This is a genomic window from Pedobacter terrestris (genome assembly GCF_052343045.1).
Taxonomy (GTDB): domain Bacteria; phylum Bacteroidota; class Bacteroidia; order Sphingobacteriales; family Sphingobacteriaceae; genus Pedobacter.
The window spans coordinates 3,282,599-3,304,076 of the sequence record NZ_CP180264.1 but is presented as its reverse complement, the minus strand read 5'-3'; the positions used below and the strand labels follow the sequence as shown (position 1 = coordinate 3,304,076).

The window sequence follows — 21,478 nt, the reverse complement described above, 5'->3', positions numbered from 1 at the left end:
AGTTTACAACAGTGGCGAAATTAACTAAAAATCAAAAAAAGGCACATGCTAAATTAGAAGCTGGTAAAGCTTATTCTTTACAGGCTGCTGCTGCTTTGGTAAAAGAAATCACTACAACTAAATTTGATGCATCAGTTGATATTGATGTTTCATTAGGTGTAGATCCACGTAAAGCCAATCAAATGGTACGTGGTATTGCTACTTTACCACACGGAACAGGTAAAACTGTACGTGTTTTAGCTTTGGTAACTCCTGATAAGGAAGAAGAAGCAAAAGCAGCCGGCGCAGACTTCGTAGGTTTAGACGAATATGTGGCTAAAATTGAAGGTGGTTGGACCGATGTAGACATTATTATCACTACCCCAGCTTGTATGGCAAAAGTAGGTAAATTGGGCCGTGTTTTAGGACCAAGGAACTTAATGCCAAACCCGAAATCTGGAACAGTAACTAACGAAGTTGGTAAAGCTGTAACAGATGTTAAAGGTGGTAAGATCGATTTTAAAGTAGACAAAACGGGTATCATACACGCCTCGATAGGAAAAGTATCATTCCCAGCAGAGAAAATTTATGAAAACGCTTTAGAAGTAATTCAAGTGATTTCTAAATTAAAACCATCTGCTGCTAAAGGAACTTATTTTAAGAGCATTCACGTGTCTTCTACAATGAGTCCTGGAATTGCAGTTGAAACCAAATCAGTAGCGGGGATTTAATCATGAACAGAGAAGAAAAAAACGAAGTAGTTTTAGAACTACAAGGACAAATGCAAGAGTACGGCAATTTCTATATTGCTGATACCTCTAGCCTTTCTGTTGAGAAGATTAATGAAATCCGTCGCAAATGTTTTGAAAGCGATATCGTAATGAAAGTTGCTAAAAACTCTTTGATCCGCAAAGCGATCGAAAGTTTAGATGGCGATTCTTCTGAGATATTCGAAGCCTTAAAAGGTTCTTCATCATTATTATTCTCAAAAACAGCTAATGCTCCGGCTAAGTTGATCAAAGCTTTGAGAAAAACAAGTGAAAAACCTCTATTGAAAGCAGCTTATATAGATTCATCTATTTACGTTGGTGACGATCAATTAAATTCATTAGTAAGCCTGAAATCAAGAGAAGAGCTTATTGGAGAAATTGTTGGTCTATTACAATCGCCAGCTAAAAATGTTCTATCTGCACTTCAATCAGGTGGTACCACAATTGCAGGAATTGTTAAAACTCTTCAGGAAAGAGAAGGTTAACGAACACCTTAAGTTCGCAAATTAAACAAAATTATTTTTACGTAAATTTTTAAAATCTTAATAAAATGGCAGATTTAAAAGCGTTTGCTGAGCAATTGGTAAACTTAACAGTTAAAGAAGTTAATGAATTAGCTCAAATCTTAAAAGACGAGTATGGTATCGAGCCTGCAGCTGCTGCTGTAGCTGTAGCACCTGCTGCTGGTGGTGATGCACCTGCTGCTGCTGCTGAGAAAACTTCTTTCGACGTAATCTTGAAAGAAGCTGGTGGTCAGAAATTAGCAGTTGTTAAATTGGTTAAAGACTTAACTGGTTTAGGTTTGAAAGAAGCTAAAGATTTAGTTGATGGTGCACCAAAAGAATTAAAAGCTGGTGTTGCTAAAGACGAAGCAGAAGCTTTGAAAAAACAATTAGAAGAAGCTGGAGCAGTAGTTGAAATTAAGTAATCACTTAATTTAGCTTCGCTAAAAAAGTATCAGACACCGACTGAAAATGTCGGTGTCTTTACCTGTTTATAAACATCTCATTTTGTTTGGTTGATGAGGTGCTTTAACCAAAGCCAAACAAATAGTTTATTCTTAAACTAAAAAACTTTTAGTCCATTGGCAAAGAAAGTCGAACAAAGAGTAAATTTTGCAACGAGTAAGCACATCATAGACTATCCAGATTTCTTGGATGTGCAATTGCAATCATTCAGAGAATTTTTCCAGATAGATACTACATCAGACGATCGCTCTAGCGAAGGTTTGTTCAAAGTGTTTGCCGAAAACTTCCCGATCACAGATTCAAGAAACATCTTCGTATTAGAGTTTCTTGATTATTTTGTTGATCCACCTCGTTATGATATACATGAGTGTATCGAACGTGGTTTAACCTACAATGTTCCATTAAAAGCAAAGCTTAAGCTTTCTTGTAATGATGAGGAACATGAGGATTTCGAAACCATCATCCAGGATGTGTATTTAGGTACTATTCCTTACATGACACCTAAAGGTACATTTGTAATCAACGGAGCAGAACGTGTTATCGTTTCTCAGTTGCACCGTTCACCAGGTGTGTTCTTCGGCCAAAGCCGTCACACTAATGGAACCAAATTGTATTCTGCACGTGTTATTCCTTTTAAAGGTTCATGGATTGAGTTCGCTACAGACGTTAATAACGTGATGTACGCGTACATCGATCGTAAGAAGAAATTCCCGGTTACTACACTATTACGTGCTATTGGATACGATTCTGATAAGGACATTTTAGAATTATTTGACCTTGCTGATGAAGTGAAGGTTAGTAAATCTGGCCTTAAAAAATACATCGGACGTAAACTTGCGGCAAGGGTATTGAGAAAATGGGTAGAAGATTTTGTAGATGAAGATACTGGTGAGGTTGTTTCTATCGATCGTAATGAAGTGATTCTTGAAAGAGAAACCATTTTAGAAGACGAACACATTGATATGGTAATTGATGCAGGTGTTAAAACCATTATCTTATCTAAAGATGACGGTGCAAGCCAGGCAGATTATACCATTATTTATAATACATTACAAAAAGATACATCAAACTCTGAAAAAGAGGCTGTTGAAAACATCTATAGGGCTTTGCGTAACGCAGAACCACCTGATGAGGAGACTGCACGTGGTATCATTGATCGTTTATTCTTCTCGGATAAACGTTACGATTTAGGCGATGTTGGTCGTTACCGCATCAACCGTAAATTAAAAATGGATACTCCGGATGATGTAAAAGTGTTAACAAAAGCAGATATTATTGCAATTGTTAAATACCTGATCAAATTGATCAACTCTAAAGAAGAAGTGGATGATATCGATCACTTATCAAACCGTCGTGTACGTACGGTAGGTGAGCAATTGTACGCACAGTTTGGTGTTGGTTTGGCACGTATGGCCAGAACAATCCGTGAGCGTATGAACATTCGCGATAACGAAGTATTTACGCCAACTGATCTAATCAATGCGCGTACATTATCTTCTGTAATCAATTCATTCTTTGGTACCAACCAATTGTCACAATTCATGGATCAAACCAATCCTTTGGCAGAGATTACGCACAAACGTCGTCTTTCAGCTTTAGGTCCAGGTGGTTTATCTCGTGAGCGTGCTGGTTTTGAGGTTCGTGACGTTCACTATACCCACTACGGTCGTTTGTGTACAATTGAAACTCCAGAGGGACCGAACATTGGTTTGATTTCTTCTTTATGCGTACATGCTAAAATCAACAACCTGGGTTTCATTGAAACACCTTACAAACGTGTAGAAGATGGTAAAGTTGTTGTAGATTCTGACGTTATTTATCTTTCTGCTGAAGATGAAGATGGTAAAACCATTGCTCAGGCAAATGCGGAATATGACGATCAGGGTAATTTTGTTACTCCACGTGTTAAAGCACGTTACGAAGGTGACTTCCCGATTATCGAGCCTGAGAAATTAGACTTGATGGACGTTGCACCAAACCAGATTACGTCTATCGCAGCTTCATTAATTCCTTTCTTGGAACATGATGATGCGAACAGGGCTTTGATGGGATCTAACATGCAACGCCAGGCCGTACCTTTGTTACGTCCTGAAGCGCCAATTGTAGGTACAGGTTTGGAAGGTCGCGTTGCACGTGACTCAAGAACTTTGATCAACGCAGAAGGTGATGGAGTTGTAGAATATGTTGATGCAAATGAAATTACCATTAAATATGAACGGAACGAAGACGATCGTTTAGTTTCTTTTGAAGGTGATAGCAAAACATATCGTTTAATCAAGTTCAAAAAAACCAACCAGAATACTTGTATCAACTTAAAACCGATTGTTAGAAAAGGTCAGAAAGTTACAAAAGGACAAGTACTTTGCGAAGGTTATGCAACAGAAAACGGAGAATTGGCTTTAGGTAGAAACTTGAAAGTGGCATTCATGCCTTGGCAAGGTTTCAACTTTGAGGATGCGATTGTAATTAACGAGCGTATTGTTCGTGATGACGTTTTCACTTCATTGCATATTGAAGAGTTTGAATTAGAAGTACGTGATACCAAACGTGGAGAAGAGGAATTGACACCAGATATTCCTAACGTTTCTGAAGAGGCTACGAAAGACCTTGATGAAAACGGTATTATCCGCGTTGGTGCTGAAGTAAAAGAAGGTGATATTTTAATTGGTAAGATTACACCAAAAGGTGAATCTGATCCTTCACCGGAAGAGAAATTACTACGTGCAATTTTTGGTGATAAAGCCGGTGATGTTAAAGATGCGTCTTTAAAAACTCCGCCTTCGATCCAGGGTGTTGTAATTGATACTAAATTATTCAGCCGTGCCAAGAAAACTTCAAAAGCAGAAGAAAAATCTGCAATTGAGAAGTTGGATAAAAACTACAATAACGTTGTAGAGAAACTAAAAGCAGAATTGGTAGACAAATTATTCATCATTGTAAATGGAAAAACATCACAAGGTGTATTCAATATTTACAAAGAATTATTGGTTGCTAAAGGCGCTAAGTTTACACAGAAAATTTTAGCAGAGCTTAATTATGAACACATTAGCCCGAACAAATGGACTACTGATGACGACAAAAATGAGCTGATTAAAATGTTGCTTCACAACTACGGTATTCGTGTAAACGAAGAACTTGGTGCTTACAAACGCGATAAATTTGCGATTAGTGTAGGTGATGAGCTTCCATCCGGAATTGTACAAATGGCAAAAGTTTATGTTGCTAAAAAACGTAAGTTAAAAGTAGGTGATAAAATGGCAGGACGCCACGGTAACAAAGGTATTGTTGCACGTATTGTACGTGATGAAGATATGCCTTTCTTATCAGATGGTAGTCCGGTTGATATTGTGTTGAACCCACTGGGTGTACCTTCACGTATGAACCTCGGTCAGATCTATGAAACTGTATTGGCTTGGGCCGGTAAAGAATTGGGGGTTAAATTTGCAACACCAATTTTTGACGGAGCAACGCATGATGAGGTAGAAGAATGGATTGCCAAAGCTAATGTTCCTGCATCAGGTAAAACTTACCTGTACAATGGTTTAACTGGTGAGCGTTTCGATCAAACAACTACTGTTGGTATCATCTATATGTTGAAACTAGGTCACATGGTTGATGATAAGATGCACGCCCGTTCAATCGGACCTTACTCATTAATTACACAACAACCATTGGGTGGTAAAGCCCAATTCGGGGGTCAGCGTTTTGGTGAGATGGAGGTTTGGGCATTGGAAGCCTTCGGTGCGGCCAATATCCTTCAGGAAATCTTAACCGTTAAATCTGATGATGTAATCGGAAGAGCAAAAACTTATGAAGCCATTGTTAAAGGTGAAAACCTTCCTACTCCAGGTGTACCAGAATCGTTCAACGTATTGGTACATGAGTTGCGCGGCTTAGGTTTAGATATTACGTTAGATTAATTAAGCGAAAAGCTTAAAGACTAGAGCTTAAAACTTTGGTCTTTAAGCTTTAAGCTTTAACCTTATACAAGAGATATGTCTTACAAAAAGGATAATAAATTAAAAAGCAATTTCACATCCATCACTATTGGTTTGTCGTCTCCGGAAATTATTTTGGAACGTTCAAGCGGTGAGGTGTTGAAACCAGAAACCATTAACTATCGTACGTACAAACCGGAACGTGATGGTTTGTTCTGCGAGCGTATTTTTGGTCCGGTTAAGGATTATGAATGCCATTGCGGTAAATACAAACGCATCCGTTATAAAGGTATTGTTTGTGATCGTTGTGGTGTAGAGGTAACTGAAAAGAAAGTACGTAGAGAGCGTATGGGACACATCAGTTTGGTGGTTCCTGTTGCGCATATCTGGTATTTCCGTTCTTTGCCAAATAAAATCGGTTATTTATTAGGTTTGCCTACTAAAAAATTAGATTTAATTATCTATTATGAGCGCTATGTAGTGATTCAGGCTGGTTTAATGGCCGAAGAAGGAATCAACTACATGGATTTCCTAACAGAAGAAGAGTACTTAGATATTTTAGATAAATTACCTAAAGAAAATCAATATCTGGATGATAAAGACCCTAACAAATTTGTAGCCAAAATGGGTGCAGAGGCATTAGAAGATTTATTGAAACGTATTGATTTAGATACCTTATCTTACGATCTTCGTCACCAAGCGGCAAATGAAACTTCTCAACAACGTAAAAATGAGGCTTTAAAACGCCTTCAGGTTGTTGAAGCTTTCCGTGGTGCTAACACACGTATTGAGAATCGTCCGGAATGGATGATTGTTAAAATTGTTCCGGTTATTCCACCAGAATTGCGTCCGTTGGTTCCTTTGGAAGGTGGTCGTTTCGCGACTTCAGATTTGAATGATCTATACCGTCGTGTAATTATCCGTAACAACCGTTTAAAACGTTTGATTGAGATTAAAGCACCAGAAGTAATTTTACGTAACGAGAAAAGGATGTTGCAGGAAGCTGTAGATTCATTATTCGATAACTCACGTAAAGTTAATGCAGTAAAAACTGAAGGTAACCGTGCTTTAAAATCACTTTCAGATATTTTGAAAGGTAAACAAGGTCGTTTCCGTCAAAACTTATTGGGTAAACGTGTGGATTATTCAGCACGTTCGGTAATTGTTGTAGGGCCAAGCCTTAAATTACACGAGTGCGGTTTGCCAAAAGATATGGCTGCTGAGCTGTACAAACCATTCATCATTCGTAAAATGATCGAAAGAGGTGTGGTAAAAACGGTAAAATCAGCCAAAAAAATTGTAGATAGAAAAGATCCTTTGGTATGGGATATCCTAGAAAACGTGTTGAAAGGCCACCCGGTTCTTCTGAACAGGGCACCTACACTTCACCGTTTGGGTATTCAGGCTTTCCAACCTAAGTTGGTAGAAGGTAAAGCGATCCAATTACATCCACTTGTTTGTACGGCCTTCAACGCGGATTTTGATGGTGACCAGATGGCTGTCCACTTACCATTAGGTAATGCAGCAATTTTGGAAGCCCAAGTTTTGATGTTGGCTGCACATAATATCTTAAACCCTGCAAACGGTACGCCAATTACTGTACCTTCTCAGGATATGGTTTTGGGTCTTTATTATATTACTAAAGGCCGTAGAACAGATGAAACTCGTGTTGTTAAAGGACAGGATTCAAATTTCTATTCTCCGGAAGAAGTTATTATTGCTTATAACGAGAAAGAACTTGATTTACATGCATTTATCAAAGTAAGAGTTAATGTTAAGCAAAACGATGGTTCTATCGTGAATAAATTAACAGAAACTACAGTTGGTAGGGTATTGTTTAACCAAATGGTGCCAGAAGAAGTTGGATATATCAATGAATTATTAACTAAAAAATCGTTAAGAGATATTATCGGTGAAGTAGTTAAGATGACCGGTATGGCCCGTGCTTCTCAGTTCTTAGATGATATCAAAGAACTTGGTTTCAGAATGGCTTTCCAGGGAGGTTTATCGTTCAACTTACAAGACGTAAACATTCCGGTAGAAAAACATACATTATTGGAGCAGGCAGCTAACGAAGTTGAAGAAGTAAGAAACAACTATAACATGGGTTTCATTACAAACAACGAACGTTACAACCAAATTATCGATATCTGGACACGTATCAACAACAGATTAACCACTTTCGTTATGAATCAACTTTCTAGCGATAACCAAGGTTTCAACTCTGTATATATGATGCTTGATTCTGGAGCCCGTGGTTCTAAAGAGCAGATTCGTCAGCTATGCGGAATGAGGGGATTGATGGCAAAACCTCAAAAATCAGGTTCAGGTGGCGATATTATTGAAAACCCGATCTTATCAAACTTTAAAGAAGGTTTATCGGTATTAGAGTATTTTATCTCTACTCACGGTGCGCGTAAAGGTTTGGCGGATACGGCGTTAAAAACGGCGGATGCGGGTTACTTAACTCGTCGTTTACATGATGTTGCTCAGGATATGATCGTTAATGATGTAGATTGTGGTACTTTAAGAGGTATGTACACTACAGCATTGAAAGATAATGAGGATATTGTTGAACCATTATATGACAGAATTTTAGGTCGTACTTCACTACACGATGTTTACAATCCTTTGGATAATTCATTGTTGGTAGGTGCGGGTGAAGATATCAACGAAGATGTTGCTAAACTAATTGAAGAATCTCCATTAGAAGGCATCGAAATCCGTTCGGTATTAACTTGCGAATCTAAACGTGGTGTTTGTGCATTATGTTATGGACGTAACCTTGCATCTGGTAAACGCGTTCAGCGTGGTGAGGCAGTTGGTGTAATTGCTGCACAATCCATCGGTGAGCCGGGTACACAGTTAACACTTCGTACTTTCCACGTGGGTGGTACTGCATCAAACATTGCTGCAGAATCTAACATCGTTGCGAAATTTGAAGGTGTAATTGAATTTGAAAATATCCGTACAGTAGATACAGAAACTGAAGATGGTAAAGTACAAGTTGTATTGGGCCGTTCAGGTGAGTTCAGAATTGTTGAGCCAGGTTCAGGTCGGGTGATCGTAACCAATAATATTCCTTACGGTGCATTCTTATTCGTTAAAGAAGGTGATAAAGTTGAAAAAGGCGATAAGATTTGTTCTTGGGATCCATACAACGCGGTTATCATTTCTGAATTTGCGGGTAAAGCGCAGTTTGATGCGATCATTGAAGGTGTTACCTTCCGTGAAGAATCTGACGAGCAGACTGGTCACCGTGAAAAAGTAATTATCGATACCCGTGATAAAACTAAAAACCCTTCTGTTCAGATTGTTGATAAGAAAGGCGAGTTTGTTAAAGGATACAACATTCCGGTAGGTGCTCACGTTTCGGTAGACGAAGGTGAAAAAATCCAAACCGGACAGATTATTGCTAAAATCCCTCGTGCTACTGGTAAAACACGTGATATTACGGGTGGTTTGCCTCGTGTAACAGAGTTATTTGAGGCACGTAATCCATCTAATCCAGCAGTAGTAACTGAAATTGATGGTGTTGTAACTTTAGGTGGTGTTAAACGTGGTAATCGCGAAATCACAATTGAATCTAAAGATGGTGAAGTTAAAAAATACCTTGTTCCATTGTCTAAACACATTCTAGTACAGGATAATGACTTTGTTAAAGCAGGTATGCCTTTATCAGATGGTTCAATCTCTCCTGCTGATATCCTGGCAATTAAAGGCCCGGCTGCAGTACAAGAGTACTTAGTAAATGGTATCCAAGAGGTTTACCGTTTGCAAGGTGTGAAAATCAATGATAAACACTTCGAGGTTATTGTTCACCAGATGATGCAGAAAGTACACATTGAAGATCCGGGAGATACCATTTTCTTAGAAAACAATGCGGTAGACCGTTGGGATTTCGCGGAAGAAAACGATGCGATTTTTGATAAAAAAGTAATTGTTGAAGCAGGTGATTCTACTGAGTTTAAACCAGGTCAAATTGTTTCATTGCGTAGATTAAGAGATGAAAACTCTCAATTAAAACGTAAAGATTTAAAACAAATTGAAGTACGTGACGCCAGACCAGCTACAGCAAGTTCAATCCTTCAAGGGATTACGCGTGCATCATTAGGTACTAAATCATTCATTTCTGCGGCTTCGTTCCAGGAAACAACGAAAGTATTGAATGAGGCGGCGATTGCAGGTAAACGCGATAATATGCTTGGTTTGAAAGAAAATGTGATCGTTGGTCACTTGATTCCTTCAGGAACAGGTGTTCGTGGATACGAAAGAATCATCGTTGGTTCTCAAGAAGAATACGATAAGTTACTAGCTTCGAAACAAGAAGAAGTAGAAGCTTAATTTGATTGATTCAATATTTAAAATCCCTCAAGATTCAGATCTTGGGGGATTTTTTTTGGTATCTTTTGTAAGCCTTCTCATAAGAAAGTTTAATTTTGTAACGCATCCCAGTACTTAATCAATTTCTACTACAATGAAAAATTATATATTCTGGGTGTTTATTCTGCTTAACTCCCTGGCATCTGCTCAAAAAAAACAGCCAAATATTATCTTTATTCTTTCTGATGATCACGCTTTTCAGGCCATTGGCGCCTACGGTAATGCCTTAGCCAGCACGCCAAACATTGACAGGCTTGCAAAAGAAGGGATGCGGTTTGATAATGCTATTGTAACTAATTCTATCTGTGGACCTAGCCGTGCAAGTTTACTTACTGGTCAGTACAGCCATAAAAATGGCTATAAAGTTAACGATGGTGTTCTCGACACCAATCAGGTTTTTTTGCCCGAAATTCTGGGAAACAACGGATATCAAACAGCATGGATCGGAAAATGGCATTTAGGTAGCTTACCAAGAGGATTCAGTTATTGGAATGTGATGCCAGCTCAAGGGCATTATTTTAATCCGGATTTTATCAACCAAAATAATGATACTATCGCTTATCATGGCTATGTAAGTGATCTGATTACTTCTTTAACGACAGACTATCTGGATAAACGAGATCCGAATAAACCGTTTTTTTTGGTAGTAGGAGAAAAGGCAACTCATCGGGAGTGGTTACCAGCTATTCAAGACTTAGGTGCGTTCGATTCGGTTACGTTTCCGCTTCCGCAAAATTTTTATGACAATTATGCAGAAAGGCAGGCCGCTGCCAGACAACAAATGAGTATTGATAAAAGTATGACTTTAAAGTCTGACTTGAAAGTGGGGCAGCCCTTTGGTGTACCCTTAATTTCAAAAAAGCAAACCTTATCATCAAGCTTTGATCCGAATGATATTCAGGCGTCCACTGCACGATATTATGAGCAAGGTGAATATGCAGGAATGGATAGCGTTCAAAGCCGTGCGTACAATGATTATTTTGGAAAACGCTCGAAGACCTTCGCTGCTTCAAAATTAGAAGGAAAAGCATTGATAGAATGGAAATTTCAGCAATATAATAGAGACTATTATTCTACAGCGAAGTCTCTTGATAGAAACATCGGTGCCATCATGGATTATTTAGAGACAAACGGCCTGATGGGGAATACGATCATTATATATGCGTCCGATCAGGGTTTTTATTTAGGAGAACATGGATGGTTTGACAAGAGATTTATGTATGAAGAATCGCTTCGTACACCCCTGATTATACGAATGCCCAACTCTTTTAAAATTGAGAAAAAGAAAATAAATCAGCTGGTTTCAAACGTGGATTGGGCACCGACCATACTGGACATGGCTGGAATTGCGCCATCTAAAAGTATGCAGGGAAAATCTTTTCTTCCCGTACTGAAAAATCCTAAAATTAAAAACTGGAGCCCTGAAGGTTCATATTATCATTATTACGAATATCCTGGCCCGCATTACGTATCGCCTCATTTTGGTATACGAACAGATAACTATACACTAATTCGTTTCTATAATGGTGTGGAAACCTGGGAACTTTACGATTTAAAGAAGGATCCGACCGAGGTTCGGAATTTGATTGCAGATCCAGCCTATCAAACAATTAAAGAGTCGCTTAAAGTCAAGTTAAAATCTCTTATTCTTAAATATGAAGACGAAGAGGCACTGACTATATTAAACCGAAAAATATAGTTTCATAAAAGTTACCTAATGCGAAGGTATCTTTAAAACACTTCATAAAATCTCCTGTTTAATCAGTGCATAGCGGAAGATTTTTTTACTTTTGATCATCATGGAAGAACAAAACAACGAAAACCAATTAAACATTGAACTATCCGAAGAGATAGCAGAAGGGATTTTTTCAAACCTGGCCATTATTACCCATTCCAATACCGAATTTGTATTGGACTTTATTCGCGTAATGCCGGGTATTCCAAAAGCTAAAGTGAAATCAAGAATCATTTTAACACCAGAGCATGCGAAAAGATTACTGGCAGCACTAGAGGATAATATAGAAAAATTTGAAGCTGTAAACGGTAGGATTAAGGCGCAGAATGAATCTCCATATCCAATGGGGTTTGGAGGCCCAACCGCTCAGGCTTAGATTTTTAAAGGCAAAACTTTTGCATAAATAGTTGGATACTATGCATACATAATATATATTTGTTATATAACCATTTATAATATGAGAAAAATTTTATTGAGCGTTTTACTCTCTGCTCCATTGTGGGTTTTTGGGCAGGGGTTCCAGGTAAATTTACAAGGACAAAAGCAAAATGCTATGGCGGGTGCAGGTTCTGCATTGGCTTTAGATGAAGCTTCTGTTTTTTATAATCCTGGTGCAGTATCCTTCTTAGAGAAGAATTCCGTGTCAGCAGGTGTAAGCCCGTTATTATTCAAATCAACATTTCAATTAAGGGGTTCAAATGTAAACGAGAACGTAGAAAATAATATTGCACCTCCTTTTGAATTTTACGCAGTTTGGGGGCCAAAATCGAATAAATGGAAACTCGGTTTAGGTGTTTACACTCCATTTGGCGGAATGGTAGATTGGGGACAAAACTGGTCTGGCCGTTATGCCTTAACTTCACTTAATCTAAAGGCAATTTACTTTCAGCCAACATTAAGCGTTAAAATAACGGATGCAATAGGTATTGGCGCTGGTTTGGTTTATAACCATGGAGAAGTTAATCTTCAACGTGCATTACCCGTTAACTATCCTGATGGCCGATCTGGTTTGGCAACACTAGATGGAACCGGTGACGGATGGGGATGGAATGCAGGTATTTATATCAAAACACTTAGTAATATCTCATTCGCGGTAGTACACAAATCTAAAGTAAATACAAAATTGAATGGAGGTTCTGCAACATTTGATGTTCCAGAGTCACTTAGGACTTCGTTTCCTGCCGGGAATACATTTAATGCCGAATTACCACTTCCTTCAACCACTACCTTAGGTATTGGTATTCCATTATCGTCGAAAACGCAACTTGCTTTTGATGCGAGTTGGGTGCAATGGCGTGTATATCAGGAATTGGCTTTTGATTATGCTACTAATACTTCTGCCTTATTGGACACACGTTCTGAGCGCAACTATCGCGATGGTGCATCTGTAAAATTGGGTATTAATCATCAGGCGAGTGAGAAATTGGCATTGCGTGCAGGTGTTGGTTATGCTTTTACACCTGTTCAAGATGGCTATGTTACACCAGAGGCACCAGATGCTGATCGTTATTTACTTAGCGTAGGTTTGGGTTATGCACCCACAAGCCATTTTGAGTTAAACGCATCATTCTTATTTGAAGATGTTAAAGCACGTACTCAAAAAAATCTGGAAACTGGTTTAGACGGCACCTTTAAAACTTTGGTGTATGCACCAGGACTTTCATTAACTTATAAATGGTAGGAGATTTACAAATGAAAAAAATTATATTAAATAGTTTTGTTGCTGCTGCCGTATTATTCGTAGCATCATGTAAACCAGAAATTGATACAACTGCGGGAACTACAGCCGGTTCTGCTAACTTTAGCAAATACATTGCAGTTGGTAACTCCCTTACAGCAGGCTTTGCAGATGGAGGATTGTATTTAGAAGGGCAAAAAGTTGCCTATCCAAATCTCATTGCAGAGAAAATGGCTTCTGTAGGTGGAGGAAGTTTCACATCTCCGTTTTTTACAGATGCACAATCTGATGGTTCGGGTTACATAACTTTAACCGCTTTGGTAAATGGCACGCCAACATTAGGCAGAAATTCGGGTAATGCTTGGCGAAATTCAAGCAGTACTTTACTAACCAAATACACTACTGAAATTCAAAATCTTGGAATACCAGGTATGAGTGTTGCTTTGGCAACTGTACCTGCATATAGTGCATTAAATCCGTATTTTGAACGTGTATTGGCTGATGCCAGTGTTGGTACAACTTCATACGCTGCTTTTATTGGCGGTAGAAGTCACACGTTTTTCTCATTATGGTTGGGAAATAACGATGTTTTAGGTTATGCAACAAATGGTGGTGTAGTAACCGGAGCAACCAACAATCTAACAGATAAAACTGCCTTTGCTGCCGCTTATTCTAGTTTATTAACTGTATTGACAGCGAGCGGCCAAAAAGGTATTGTTGCCACAATACCTGATGTAACTACAATTCCGTATTTCCACACGGTAACTACAGCAGCATTAAAAGCTGGTGCAGCAGCAATTAATCCGGCATTGACGAATATTTATATTCAAACGGCTTCTGGTTCAAGAGCAGCAACTAATCAGGATTTATTTCGTCTTGATTTCTCTGCAGCTACACAATTTGCGCAAGGTATTGGTTTAACGCCAACTAATCCAATTGCAAGCAGCTGGGTTTTAGATAGCGAAGAAGTTGCCCGCGTTAAGGATTATGTGAACAGTTACAATGCATCAATCAAATCGTTAGCAGCGAGTAAGGATCTTGCAGTTGCAGATACATATACGTACATGAACAGATTAAGTATTCCGGGTGGATTGCCTATCCAGGGGATTAATCTGACCTCTGCATTTATATCCGGCGGCGCATTTTCTCTTGACGGAATACATTTAACCCCAAGAGGAAACGCGGTAATTGCAAATTTCTTTATCGATGCAATCAATGGGAAATATGGTTCAGCAATCCCAACTATCGATATTACAAAGTATAGAGCAGTAAAATTTCCGAATTAATCGGGTGATAGAGACTAAATTTAAAAGAGACATTAGCCAATGTCTCTTTTTTTATGCATTCAAATCTTTCCTAATTTTGGATACAATAACCTCACATTGTTCAGGCTGAAACCAGGTAATTCCCTCATCTCTTCTAAACCAAGTAAGCTGGCGTTTTGCAAACCGACGGGTATTTTGCTTGATTGCTGAAATGGCATCTTCAAGAGAGATTTTTTCGTCGAGATAATCAAATATTTCACTGTATCCAACGGTATTTAAAGCATTGTAGTGCCGATAGGGAAGAAGCGACTCGACTTCTGCTATTAAACCACTTTCAATCATTTGATCTACACGTTTGTTAATTCGATCATATAAAACAGCTCTGTCTGTGTTCAATCCGATTTTGATAACATGAAAAGAACGTTCTTTTTTAGTTGCAGATAACATAGATGAGAGCTTTTGTCCAGTAGAAAGAATGACTTCCAATCCTCGAATCATTCTTTGAGGGTTATTCTGATCTACTTTTGCAAAGTATTCGGGATCAAGCTTTGCAAGTTCTTTTTGAATGGCCGATAGACCTTCTTTTTCAAATTTTTGGTTCAAAGATGCGCGGATATTCAAATCAATTTCCGGCATTTCGTCCAAACCATTTAATAGTGCATTTATATACAAACCAGAACCACCAACCATAACGGCCACATCATGATCCAAGAAAATCTGGTCTAAAGTTTTTAGCGCTTCAACTTCAAAATCGCCGGTACTAAATAATTGTGTAACGGAATGAGAGTTAATAAAATGATGCTTGGCTGCAGCAAGTTCACTTTCATCCGGCTTTGCCGTGCCTATAGCCATTTCTTTGAAAAACTGCCGGGAGTCTGATGAGATGATTTCTGTCTGAAATTCTTTAGCCAGTTGTATAGCTAACGCTGTTTTGCCAATTGCTGTTGGGCCAACTACAGAGATAAGTGTTTTTTTACGTGTTGGTGAGGTATTCAATGGTTCGTGTATTTAAAACAAAAGCTGTCTAAATTTTTCATTTGACAGCTTTTGCAACGTTTTATTTTCGATTAGTAATCTTCTTTGTGGTCTTCGTCATAATTGTCGTTATCCGAAAATTCATCCCCAAATTCATCGTCTTCCTCACTTTCGTCATCATCATCTTCACGCTCTTCTTTATTGATGCCCATTTCGCCCATTGCTTCCAGTTCATCGGTATCTTCCGGAACAAAATTCATTTCATTTAAAAAATCAAATTCGCTGGCTGTTGCAGCTGCTCCCCGCGGATCAACTGCTTGCGGACTGTTGCGTTCCATAATTTTTGGTGCTTCTCCGGCACTTTTAGCCAGAAAAGGGTATTCAATACTTGGATCAGCATCCAGTACAATTTTAATCAGTTCTACATGAAAATCATATGGACGATCGAAGTTGTAGGTATAATAGAATTTCTGATGCGGATCTTCGATAAAACCACTTAGTTTGGATTTCTCCATCAACACCACACGGTCTTTTTTACGATCGCTTGGTAAGTAGGCTATTTCATCGCCTTTTAACCAGTTGTCTGTACTTACATAGAATGAAGAAGATTTTTCTGCATTATAACCTGTAGATTTATGGATTGCGCGATGCAAATCCTCAAATGTTTGGTTTGATTTAATGTCGATCTCTCTTACAACATCATCAAAATCTTCAAAAGTAATTCTAAATTTATAAATAGCCATTATTGTATTTTGGAACCGTAAAAGTAAAATTATTTTATTGCACCACAAAGTTGCGGCTGTAACAATCCTTTCGGCAATTAATTTTTATTAACAGGATTCAATCCCATTTGTTTTGCTTGATTGAGCATAAAATTGAAGGCTTCAGCATAATTATTTGCAATATCGCCTTCCAGAATCGCTTCGCGAATCGCATTTTTAATTAAACCAACCTCTTTGCCCGCCTGCAAATTAAAGGTTTCCATAATGTCTAATCCGGTAATTGGCGGTTGCCAGTTGCGAATTTTGTCCCGTTCTTCTACATCTTTCAGCTTCTGTTTAACAAGCTCAAAGTTGTTGCGGTATTTGGTTTTTTTGTATTCGTTTTTTGTGGTTACATCCGCATTGCACAGCAGCATCAGGCTTTCTATTTCTTCGCCAGCATCAAATAATAAGCGCCTTACGGCAGAATCTGTAACGGTATCTTGTGCAAGTACAATTGGTCTTAAATGAAGCTGAACCAATTTTTGCACATATTTCATTTTTTCATTTAGCGGAAGTTTTAGCTGCGCGAAAATTTTTGGAACCATTCTGGCGCCTTTATCTTCGTGGCCGTGAAAAGTCCAACCATGGCCTTCTTCAAATCGTTTGGTAGCGGGTTTGGCAATGTCGTGCAAAATGGCAGCCCATCTTAACCAAAGATCGTTTGTATCTGCACAAATGTTATCCAATACTTCTAATGTATGGTAAAAATTATCTTTATGGCCTTTCCCTTTAATGATATCTACACCATAAAGTTGCGCCATTTGAGGGAAAATAATTTCCAGTAAACCGGTGTCAAAGAGGTGTTTAAATCCTATAGAAGGTTTTGGTGAAAGGATAATTTTATTGAGTTCGTCTGTGATACGTTCTTTTGAAACGATTGAAATTCTTTTTCTTTGTGCTTTAATTGCTATCAATGCGTTTTGATCGATGCTGAATTTTAGCTGCGATGCAAAACGAATGGCACGCATCATACGTAGAGGATCGTCAGAAAAGGTAATTTCAGGATCTAAAGGTGTACGGATAATTTTATTGTTTAAATCATCCAATCCATTAAAAGGATCCAGTAATTCACCAAAATTGTCTTTATTTAGGTTTATGGCCAATGCATTAATGGTAAAATCACGGCGAAGTTGGTCGTCTTCTAAAGTCCCGTCTTCAACAATTGGTTTACGCGAGTCCGATCGGTAAGATTCCTTTCTGGCACCAACAAATTCTACTTCAATATCCTGATATTTGATATTAGCTGTGCCGAAGTTTTTAAAAACGGCAACTTTGCTGTTTAGTTTTTTACCTACAGCTTCTGCATATTCAATCCCACTGCCCACAACAACAACATCGATATCTTTAGACGGGCGCTGAAGAAACAGATCGCGTACAAAACCACCAATTACAAAAGCTTTCAGTTCACTTTTGTCTGCAATGATCGATAAGGTTCTAAAAATAGGCGTTAAATCTCCGGGTTCGTTTTTTACGCCTGAATTCTGAAAGATCGATTTTTTTAAAAAGGGAATGTCTTCCAACGAAAAGTCCTTATCGCCATCAGTTAATTTTTCCTGCATAATTGTGTGTACCTTTTACCGCACGAAATTAAGAAAAACATTTGGCGTTGCTGCCTTTAAGGCGAATAAAAGGGCATTTGGCTCGATTGTCTATCTTCGTAAAAATTCAAATTGGCCACCAGAAGATATCTTCATAATAGTTGAAGGCGTTTTTGCTGTACGATTTTCCTGCTCAAAATTAACTACCAAATCTACAGCATCGACAATGGCAGGTTCAATGTCATCGAAAAATTTAGGAGACGGTTCACCACTGAGATTAGCAGAAGTAGATACAACCGGTTTTTTGAACCGTTGAATGAGGGGTGTACAAAAATCATGTTTGACAATTCTGATGCCTACACTTCCGTCTGTATTGATTACATTGTTTGCCAGGTTTTTTGCACCTGAGAAAACGATGGTTAAGGGTTTTTCCGCGTATTCAATCAAATCGTAAGCAACATCGGGAATTTCGGTTACATAACTTTGTAATTTACTGTCTGTATCTAACAAAACAATCAGGCTTTTTTCTGCCGGTCGATTTTTTATTTTCAATACCTTTTCTACCGCTTCCGGATTGGTTGCATCGCAGCCTAAACCCCAAATGGTATCAGTTGGATAAAGAATTACACCGCCCGCTTTCAGCACTTCCAAAGCTTTGTTTATTTCCTCTTTTAGCATAATGCAAAGGTAATTTTTAAATGGATATGTTAAATAATGTCAATATGATATAATTTAACATATTACGATAAAACAATCATTATTTTCATCCGTTATTTTCGCGTAAATATTACAAGAATTATACTTTAACGAAATCTTTTTTACAGTTTATATCGTTATATTTATTGAGGTTATTAAAAGACAAAACACATTAGAAATGAAAATATTCGCTAAACTTATAATGCTTCTAGCAGTTGTGGTAGCATTATCATCCTGCAGTTCTCTACGTACTGCTTCAGATTATGATAAAAATGTAGATTTTCGTGCGTATAAAAGTTATAGTTTTTATGATAAAGGCCTTGCCCGTCTTCGTCTGAATGATTTAGATAAGAGACGTTTAATGGCTGCTTTGGATGCAGAGATGGCCGCAAAAGGTTTTGTTAAAGCAGAAGGGAAACCAGATTTTTTGGTTAACCTGGTTTTGGTGTCTCGCGAGCGTACAGAAGTTTATAACTATGGTCCGGGTTATTACGGCATGGGCTGGGGTTGGGGCTGGCGCGGAGGATTTTGGGGCGGTGGCTTCAATAATGTAAACCAATTTACAGAAGGCACAATTATTATCGATTTTTTAGATCCTCAACAGAAGAAACTCTTTTGGCACGGTTTGGGTAGCGGTTTGAATATGGACAATTACAAAAAACGCGAAGAAAGGTTCCAGACTGGTGTAAAAGAAATTTTGGCACAATATCCGCCTAAATAATAAAATTTTAAAGCTGCTGGTAAATATCCATCAGTTGCTGATTAATCAACGGGCTATTGAATTTTTGAACAAATTCGTAGCCCTTTTTTTGCATCCTAAGTTTAAGTTCTTCAGAAGATAGAATTTTATTAATTGCTTGTGCAAGCACGTCTGAATCTGTAGGAGAAACATACAGGCTATCCGGGCCGCCTGCTTCTTCCAGGCAAGAGCCAGTGGCTGCAACAACAGGTACACAAGAGTACAAAGCTTCTATAATGGGGATTCCGAAGCCTTCGTAAAACGACGGATAAACAAAAATACTCGCCAGTTGGTAAATTCCCGGCAAATCGCCAAAAGGAATATCTTTCAAAAAAACCACCCGATCTTGCAGGCCGAGTTTAATAATCTCTTGTTCAACTTCTTTAAAATAGGTCGTTTGTCTGCCAATGGCGATAAGTTTGTGTGTTGCAGGAACCTTGCTTAAAGCCTGAATTAAAAGTTTTAAGTTTTTGCGTGGTTCTATTGTACCAACATTTAGAATAAACTGCTCTGGCAATTGATATTTTTTCCTAATTTCATTAAGTCTTGTTGGATGGAAAGCGCTTTTAAAAGAATCGTCGCAGCTTTGATACACCACATCGATTTTATCGGCATCGACATTAAAAAATTCGACAATATCTGATTTTGTTTTTTCGCTGATTGCAATAATCCTGTTGGCGTTTTTGCACGCATACCTCGCTTTAAACGCGTACAGCTTCCTGTCTATAAATTTATAATATTCTGGATAACGCAGAAAAATTAAATCGTGAATGGTTACTACAGATTTAATTTTGGTGTGGTGAATTGCGAAAGGGATTTCATGACTTAGGCCATGATAAATCTGAACGCCATCGCGAAGTAAATCTTTTAAAATATTTAAACTACGCCAAAGAAGTGCGCTGTTTACGGGTTGTATCAGTTTTACTTTTTCGGTTTCGAAAAAAGCATCAATCTGTTTAGAAGATTTTATTTTTGGCGTGTAAACCAGATAGTCGTTTTCTGGAAATTGCTTGGCGAGCTGCTCTATCAGAGAACGGCTGTAATTGCCTAATCCGGTAAGATTGTTTGCTGCGCGTTTACCATCGTAGCCAATTTTGAGACGAGGACTAAAAGCTGAAAGCCCAAAGCTTGATTGCTCAAGTTCGGTGCTTTCGACTTTAGTGGTTTGTATATTGCTTTCAGCTTTCACCTATTCGCGCTCTGCCTAAACGGCTACATTGTTTTCTCTTAATGCATCATTAAGGGAAGTTTTTTTATCTGTGCTCTCTTTACGTTTTCCGATAATTAATGCACAAGGAACCTGATATTCGCCAGAAGGGAATTTTTTGGTATAACTTCCAGGAATAACTACTGAACGGGCAGGTACAATACCTTTGTATTCTACAGGTTCAGGGCCGGTAACATCAATAATTTTTGTAGATGCAGTTAATACAACATTTGCACCCAATACTGCTTCGCGTTCTACTTTTACACCTTCTACAACAATAGCTCTCGATCCTAAAAAGGCATCATCTTCAATAATTACCGGAGCAGCTTGTACAGGTTCTAAAACACCGCCAATACCAACACCACCACTTAAATGAACGCGTTTACCAATTTGCGCACAAGAACCAACAGTTGCCCAGGTATCTACCATTGTACCTTCATCAACATAAGCGCCAATATTTACGTAAGATGGCATCATGATTACACCTTTAGCCAAAAAAGATCCGTAACGCGCACTTGCCATTGGCACTACGCGCACACCAGTTGCTTTATAGTCTGTTTTTAAATCCATTTTGTCGTGGTAAACAAAAGGGCCGCTTTTAATTTCCTTCATCTCACGGATCGGAAAATATAAAATAACCGCTTTTTTAACCCACTCATTAATGCCCCAAGAGTTTAAAACAGGTTCGGCAACACGAATTTCACCTTTGTCTAAACCTAAAATAACGGTTTCAATGGCTTCACAATAGTTGCTATACTTTAACAGGGTTCTGTCTTCCCAGGCGGCTTCAATTAATTTCTTTAAATCTGAATACATGATGTTTTTAAATTTTACGCAAAATAA

At 38.3% G+C, this 21,478-nt stretch carries 16 protein-coding genes; 10 read left to right on the top strand and 6 right to left on the bottom strand.

The window, feature by feature from the left end:
* The first annotated feature begins 11 nt into the window (after window positions 1-11).
* From rplA to ACJVDH_RS13900, 9 genes are all read left to right on the top strand, one after another.
* The gene (rplA, locus tag ACJVDH_RS13940; protein WP_443944019.1) at window positions 12-710 is read left to right on the top strand and encodes a 50S ribosomal protein L1; all 699 of its coding nucleotides are present in this window, start codon (window positions 12-14) and stop codon (window positions 708-710) included.
* A gap of 2 nt (window positions 711-712) precedes the next feature.
* The gene (rplJ, locus tag ACJVDH_RS13935) at window positions 713-1,234 is read left to right on the top strand and encodes a 50S ribosomal protein L10 (protein ID WP_443944018.1); all 522 of its coding nucleotides are present in this window, start codon (window positions 713-715) and stop codon (window positions 1,232-1,234) included.
* Window positions 1,235-1,299: 65 nt separating this feature from the next.
* Window positions 1,300-1,677 (top strand): 50S ribosomal protein L7/L12, encoded by a 378-nt coding sequence (rplL, locus tag ACJVDH_RS13930; RefSeq protein ID WP_443944017.1) that lies wholly within the window; start codon window positions 1,300-1,302, stop codon window positions 1,675-1,677.
* Window positions 1,678-1,833: 156 nt separating this feature from the next.
* Window positions 1,834-5,637, top strand: a complete 3,804-nt coding sequence (rpoB, locus tag ACJVDH_RS13925) for a DNA-directed RNA polymerase subunit beta (RefSeq protein WP_443944016.1) — start codon at window positions 1,834-1,836, stop codon at window positions 5,635-5,637.
* Between the two features lie 75 nt (window positions 5,638-5,712).
* Window positions 5,713-9,999, top strand: coding sequence for a DNA-directed RNA polymerase subunit beta' (rpoC, locus tag ACJVDH_RS13920; protein WP_443944015.1), 4,287 nt, complete (start codon window positions 5,713-5,715; stop codon window positions 9,997-9,999).
* A 133-nt stretch (window positions 10,000-10,132) separates the two neighbouring features.
* On the top strand, window positions 10,133-11,737 hold the full coding sequence (locus tag ACJVDH_RS13915) for a sulfatase family protein (protein WP_443944014.1): 1,605 nt from the start codon (window positions 10,133-10,135) through the stop codon (window positions 11,735-11,737).
* Window positions 11,738-11,837: 100 nt separating this feature from the next.
* The gene (locus ACJVDH_RS13910; RefSeq protein WP_443944013.1) at window positions 11,838-12,149 is read left to right on the top strand and encodes a DUF3467 domain-containing protein; all 312 of its coding nucleotides are present in this window, start codon (window positions 11,838-11,840) and stop codon (window positions 12,147-12,149) included.
* Between the two features lie 81 nt (window positions 12,150-12,230).
* Complete coding sequence (locus ACJVDH_RS13905) at window positions 12,231-13,454, top strand: OmpP1/FadL family transporter (protein WP_443944012.1); 1,224 nt, start codon at window positions 12,231-12,233, stop codon at window positions 13,452-13,454.
* Window positions 13,455-13,465: 11 nt separating this feature from the next.
* Window positions 13,466-14,737 carry an SGNH/GDSL hydrolase family protein gene (locus ACJVDH_RS13900; protein ID WP_443944011.1) on the top strand — a complete coding sequence of 424 codons (1,272 nt, stop codon included), beginning with the start codon at window positions 13,466-13,468 and terminating at the stop codon, window positions 14,735-14,737.
* A 51-nt stretch (window positions 14,738-14,788) separates the two neighbouring features.
* On the opposite strand, the gene miaA is transcribed toward ACJVDH_RS13900, so the two are convergent.
* From miaA to ACJVDH_RS13880, 4 genes are all read right to left on the bottom strand, one after another.
* Window positions 14,789-15,712 carry a tRNA (adenosine(37)-N6)-dimethylallyltransferase MiaA gene (gene miaA, locus ACJVDH_RS13895; RefSeq protein WP_443944010.1) on the bottom strand — a complete coding sequence of 308 codons (924 nt, stop codon included), beginning with the start codon at window positions 15,710-15,712 and terminating at the stop codon, window positions 14,789-14,791.
* Window positions 15,713-15,783: 71 nt separating this feature from the next.
* Window positions 15,784-16,434 (bottom strand): IS1096 element passenger TnpR family protein, encoded by a 651-nt coding sequence (locus ACJVDH_RS13890; protein ID WP_443944009.1) that lies wholly within the window; start codon window positions 16,432-16,434, stop codon window positions 15,784-15,786.
* Between the two features lie 77 nt (window positions 16,435-16,511).
* Entirely contained in the window at window positions 16,512-18,014 is a 1,503-nt protein-coding gene (locus ACJVDH_RS13885; RefSeq protein ID WP_443944008.1) for a CCA tRNA nucleotidyltransferase, read from the bottom strand.
* Window positions 18,015-18,104: 90 nt separating this feature from the next.
* The gene (locus tag ACJVDH_RS13880) at window positions 18,105-18,671 is read right to left on the bottom strand and encodes an L-threonylcarbamoyladenylate synthase (RefSeq protein WP_443944007.1); all 567 of its coding nucleotides are present in this window, start codon (window positions 18,669-18,671) and stop codon (window positions 18,105-18,107) included.
* A 196-nt stretch (window positions 18,672-18,867) separates the two neighbouring features.
* On the opposite strand from ACJVDH_RS13880, the gene ACJVDH_RS13875 reads away from it, so the two are divergent.
* On the top strand, window positions 18,868-19,410 hold the full coding sequence (locus ACJVDH_RS13875) for a DUF4136 domain-containing protein (protein WP_443944006.1): 543 nt from the start codon (window positions 18,868-18,870) through the stop codon (window positions 19,408-19,410).
* A gap of 7 nt (window positions 19,411-19,417) precedes the next feature.
* Here ACJVDH_RS13875 and ACJVDH_RS13870 read toward each other — a convergent pair whose 3' ends face one another.
* Window positions 19,418-20,617 (bottom strand): glycosyltransferase family 4 protein, encoded by a 1,200-nt coding sequence (locus tag ACJVDH_RS13870; protein ID WP_443944005.1) that lies wholly within the window; start codon window positions 20,615-20,617, stop codon window positions 19,418-19,420.
* A 15-nt stretch (window positions 20,618-20,632) separates the two neighbouring features.
* Window positions 20,633-21,451: a 2,3,4,5-tetrahydropyridine-2,6-dicarboxylate N-succinyltransferase gene (locus ACJVDH_RS13865; RefSeq protein ID WP_443944004.1), complete on the bottom strand. Its 819-nt coding sequence runs from the start codon at window positions 21,449-21,451 to the stop codon at window positions 20,633-20,635.
* Between the last annotated feature and the right edge of the window lie 27 nt (window positions 21,452-21,478).

Excerpts from the sequence above, each read along its gene's own strand:
- ACJVDH_RS13915 (WP_443944014.1), top strand. The coding sequence starts at position 10,133 with ATGAAAAATTATATATTCTGGGTGTTTATTCTGCTTAACTCCCTGGCA.
- ACJVDH_RS13890 (WP_443944009.1), bottom strand. The coding sequence starts at position 16,434 with ATGGCTATTTATAAATTTAGAATTACTTTTGAAGATTTTGATGATGTT.
- ACJVDH_RS13865 (WP_443944004.1), bottom strand. The coding sequence starts at position 21,451 with ATGTATTCAGATTTAAAGAAATTAATTGAAGCCGCCTGGGAAGACAGA.
- ACJVDH_RS13875 (WP_443944006.1), top strand. The coding sequence starts at position 18,868 with ATGAAAATATTCGCTAAACTTATAATGCTTCTAGCAGTTGTGGTAGCA.
- rplL (WP_443944017.1), top strand. The coding sequence starts at position 1,300 with ATGGCAGATTTAAAAGCGTTTGCTGAGCAATTGGTAAACTTAACAGTT.
- ACJVDH_RS13905 (WP_443944012.1), top strand. The coding sequence starts at position 12,231 with ATGAGAAAAATTTTATTGAGCGTTTTACTCTCTGCTCCATTGTGGGTT.
- ACJVDH_RS13885 (WP_443944008.1), bottom strand. The coding sequence starts at position 18,014 with ATGCAGGAAAAATTAACTGATGGCGATAAGGACTTTTCGTTGGAAGAC.
- ACJVDH_RS13880 (WP_443944007.1), bottom strand. The coding sequence starts at position 18,671 with ATGCTAAAAGAGGAAATAAACAAAGCTTTGGAAGTGCTGAAAGCGGGC.
- ACJVDH_RS13910 (WP_443944013.1), top strand. The coding sequence starts at position 11,838 with ATGGAAGAACAAAACAACGAAAACCAATTAAACATTGAACTATCCGAA.
- rpoC (WP_443944015.1), top strand. The coding sequence starts at position 5,713 with ATGTCTTACAAAAAGGATAATAAATTAAAAAGCAATTTCACATCCATC.
- rplJ (WP_443944018.1), top strand. The coding sequence starts at position 713 with ATGAACAGAGAAGAAAAAAACGAAGTAGTTTTAGAACTACAAGGACAA.
- ACJVDH_RS13900 (WP_443944011.1), top strand. The coding sequence starts at position 13,466 with ATGAAAAAAATTATATTAAATAGTTTTGTTGCTGCTGCCGTATTATTC.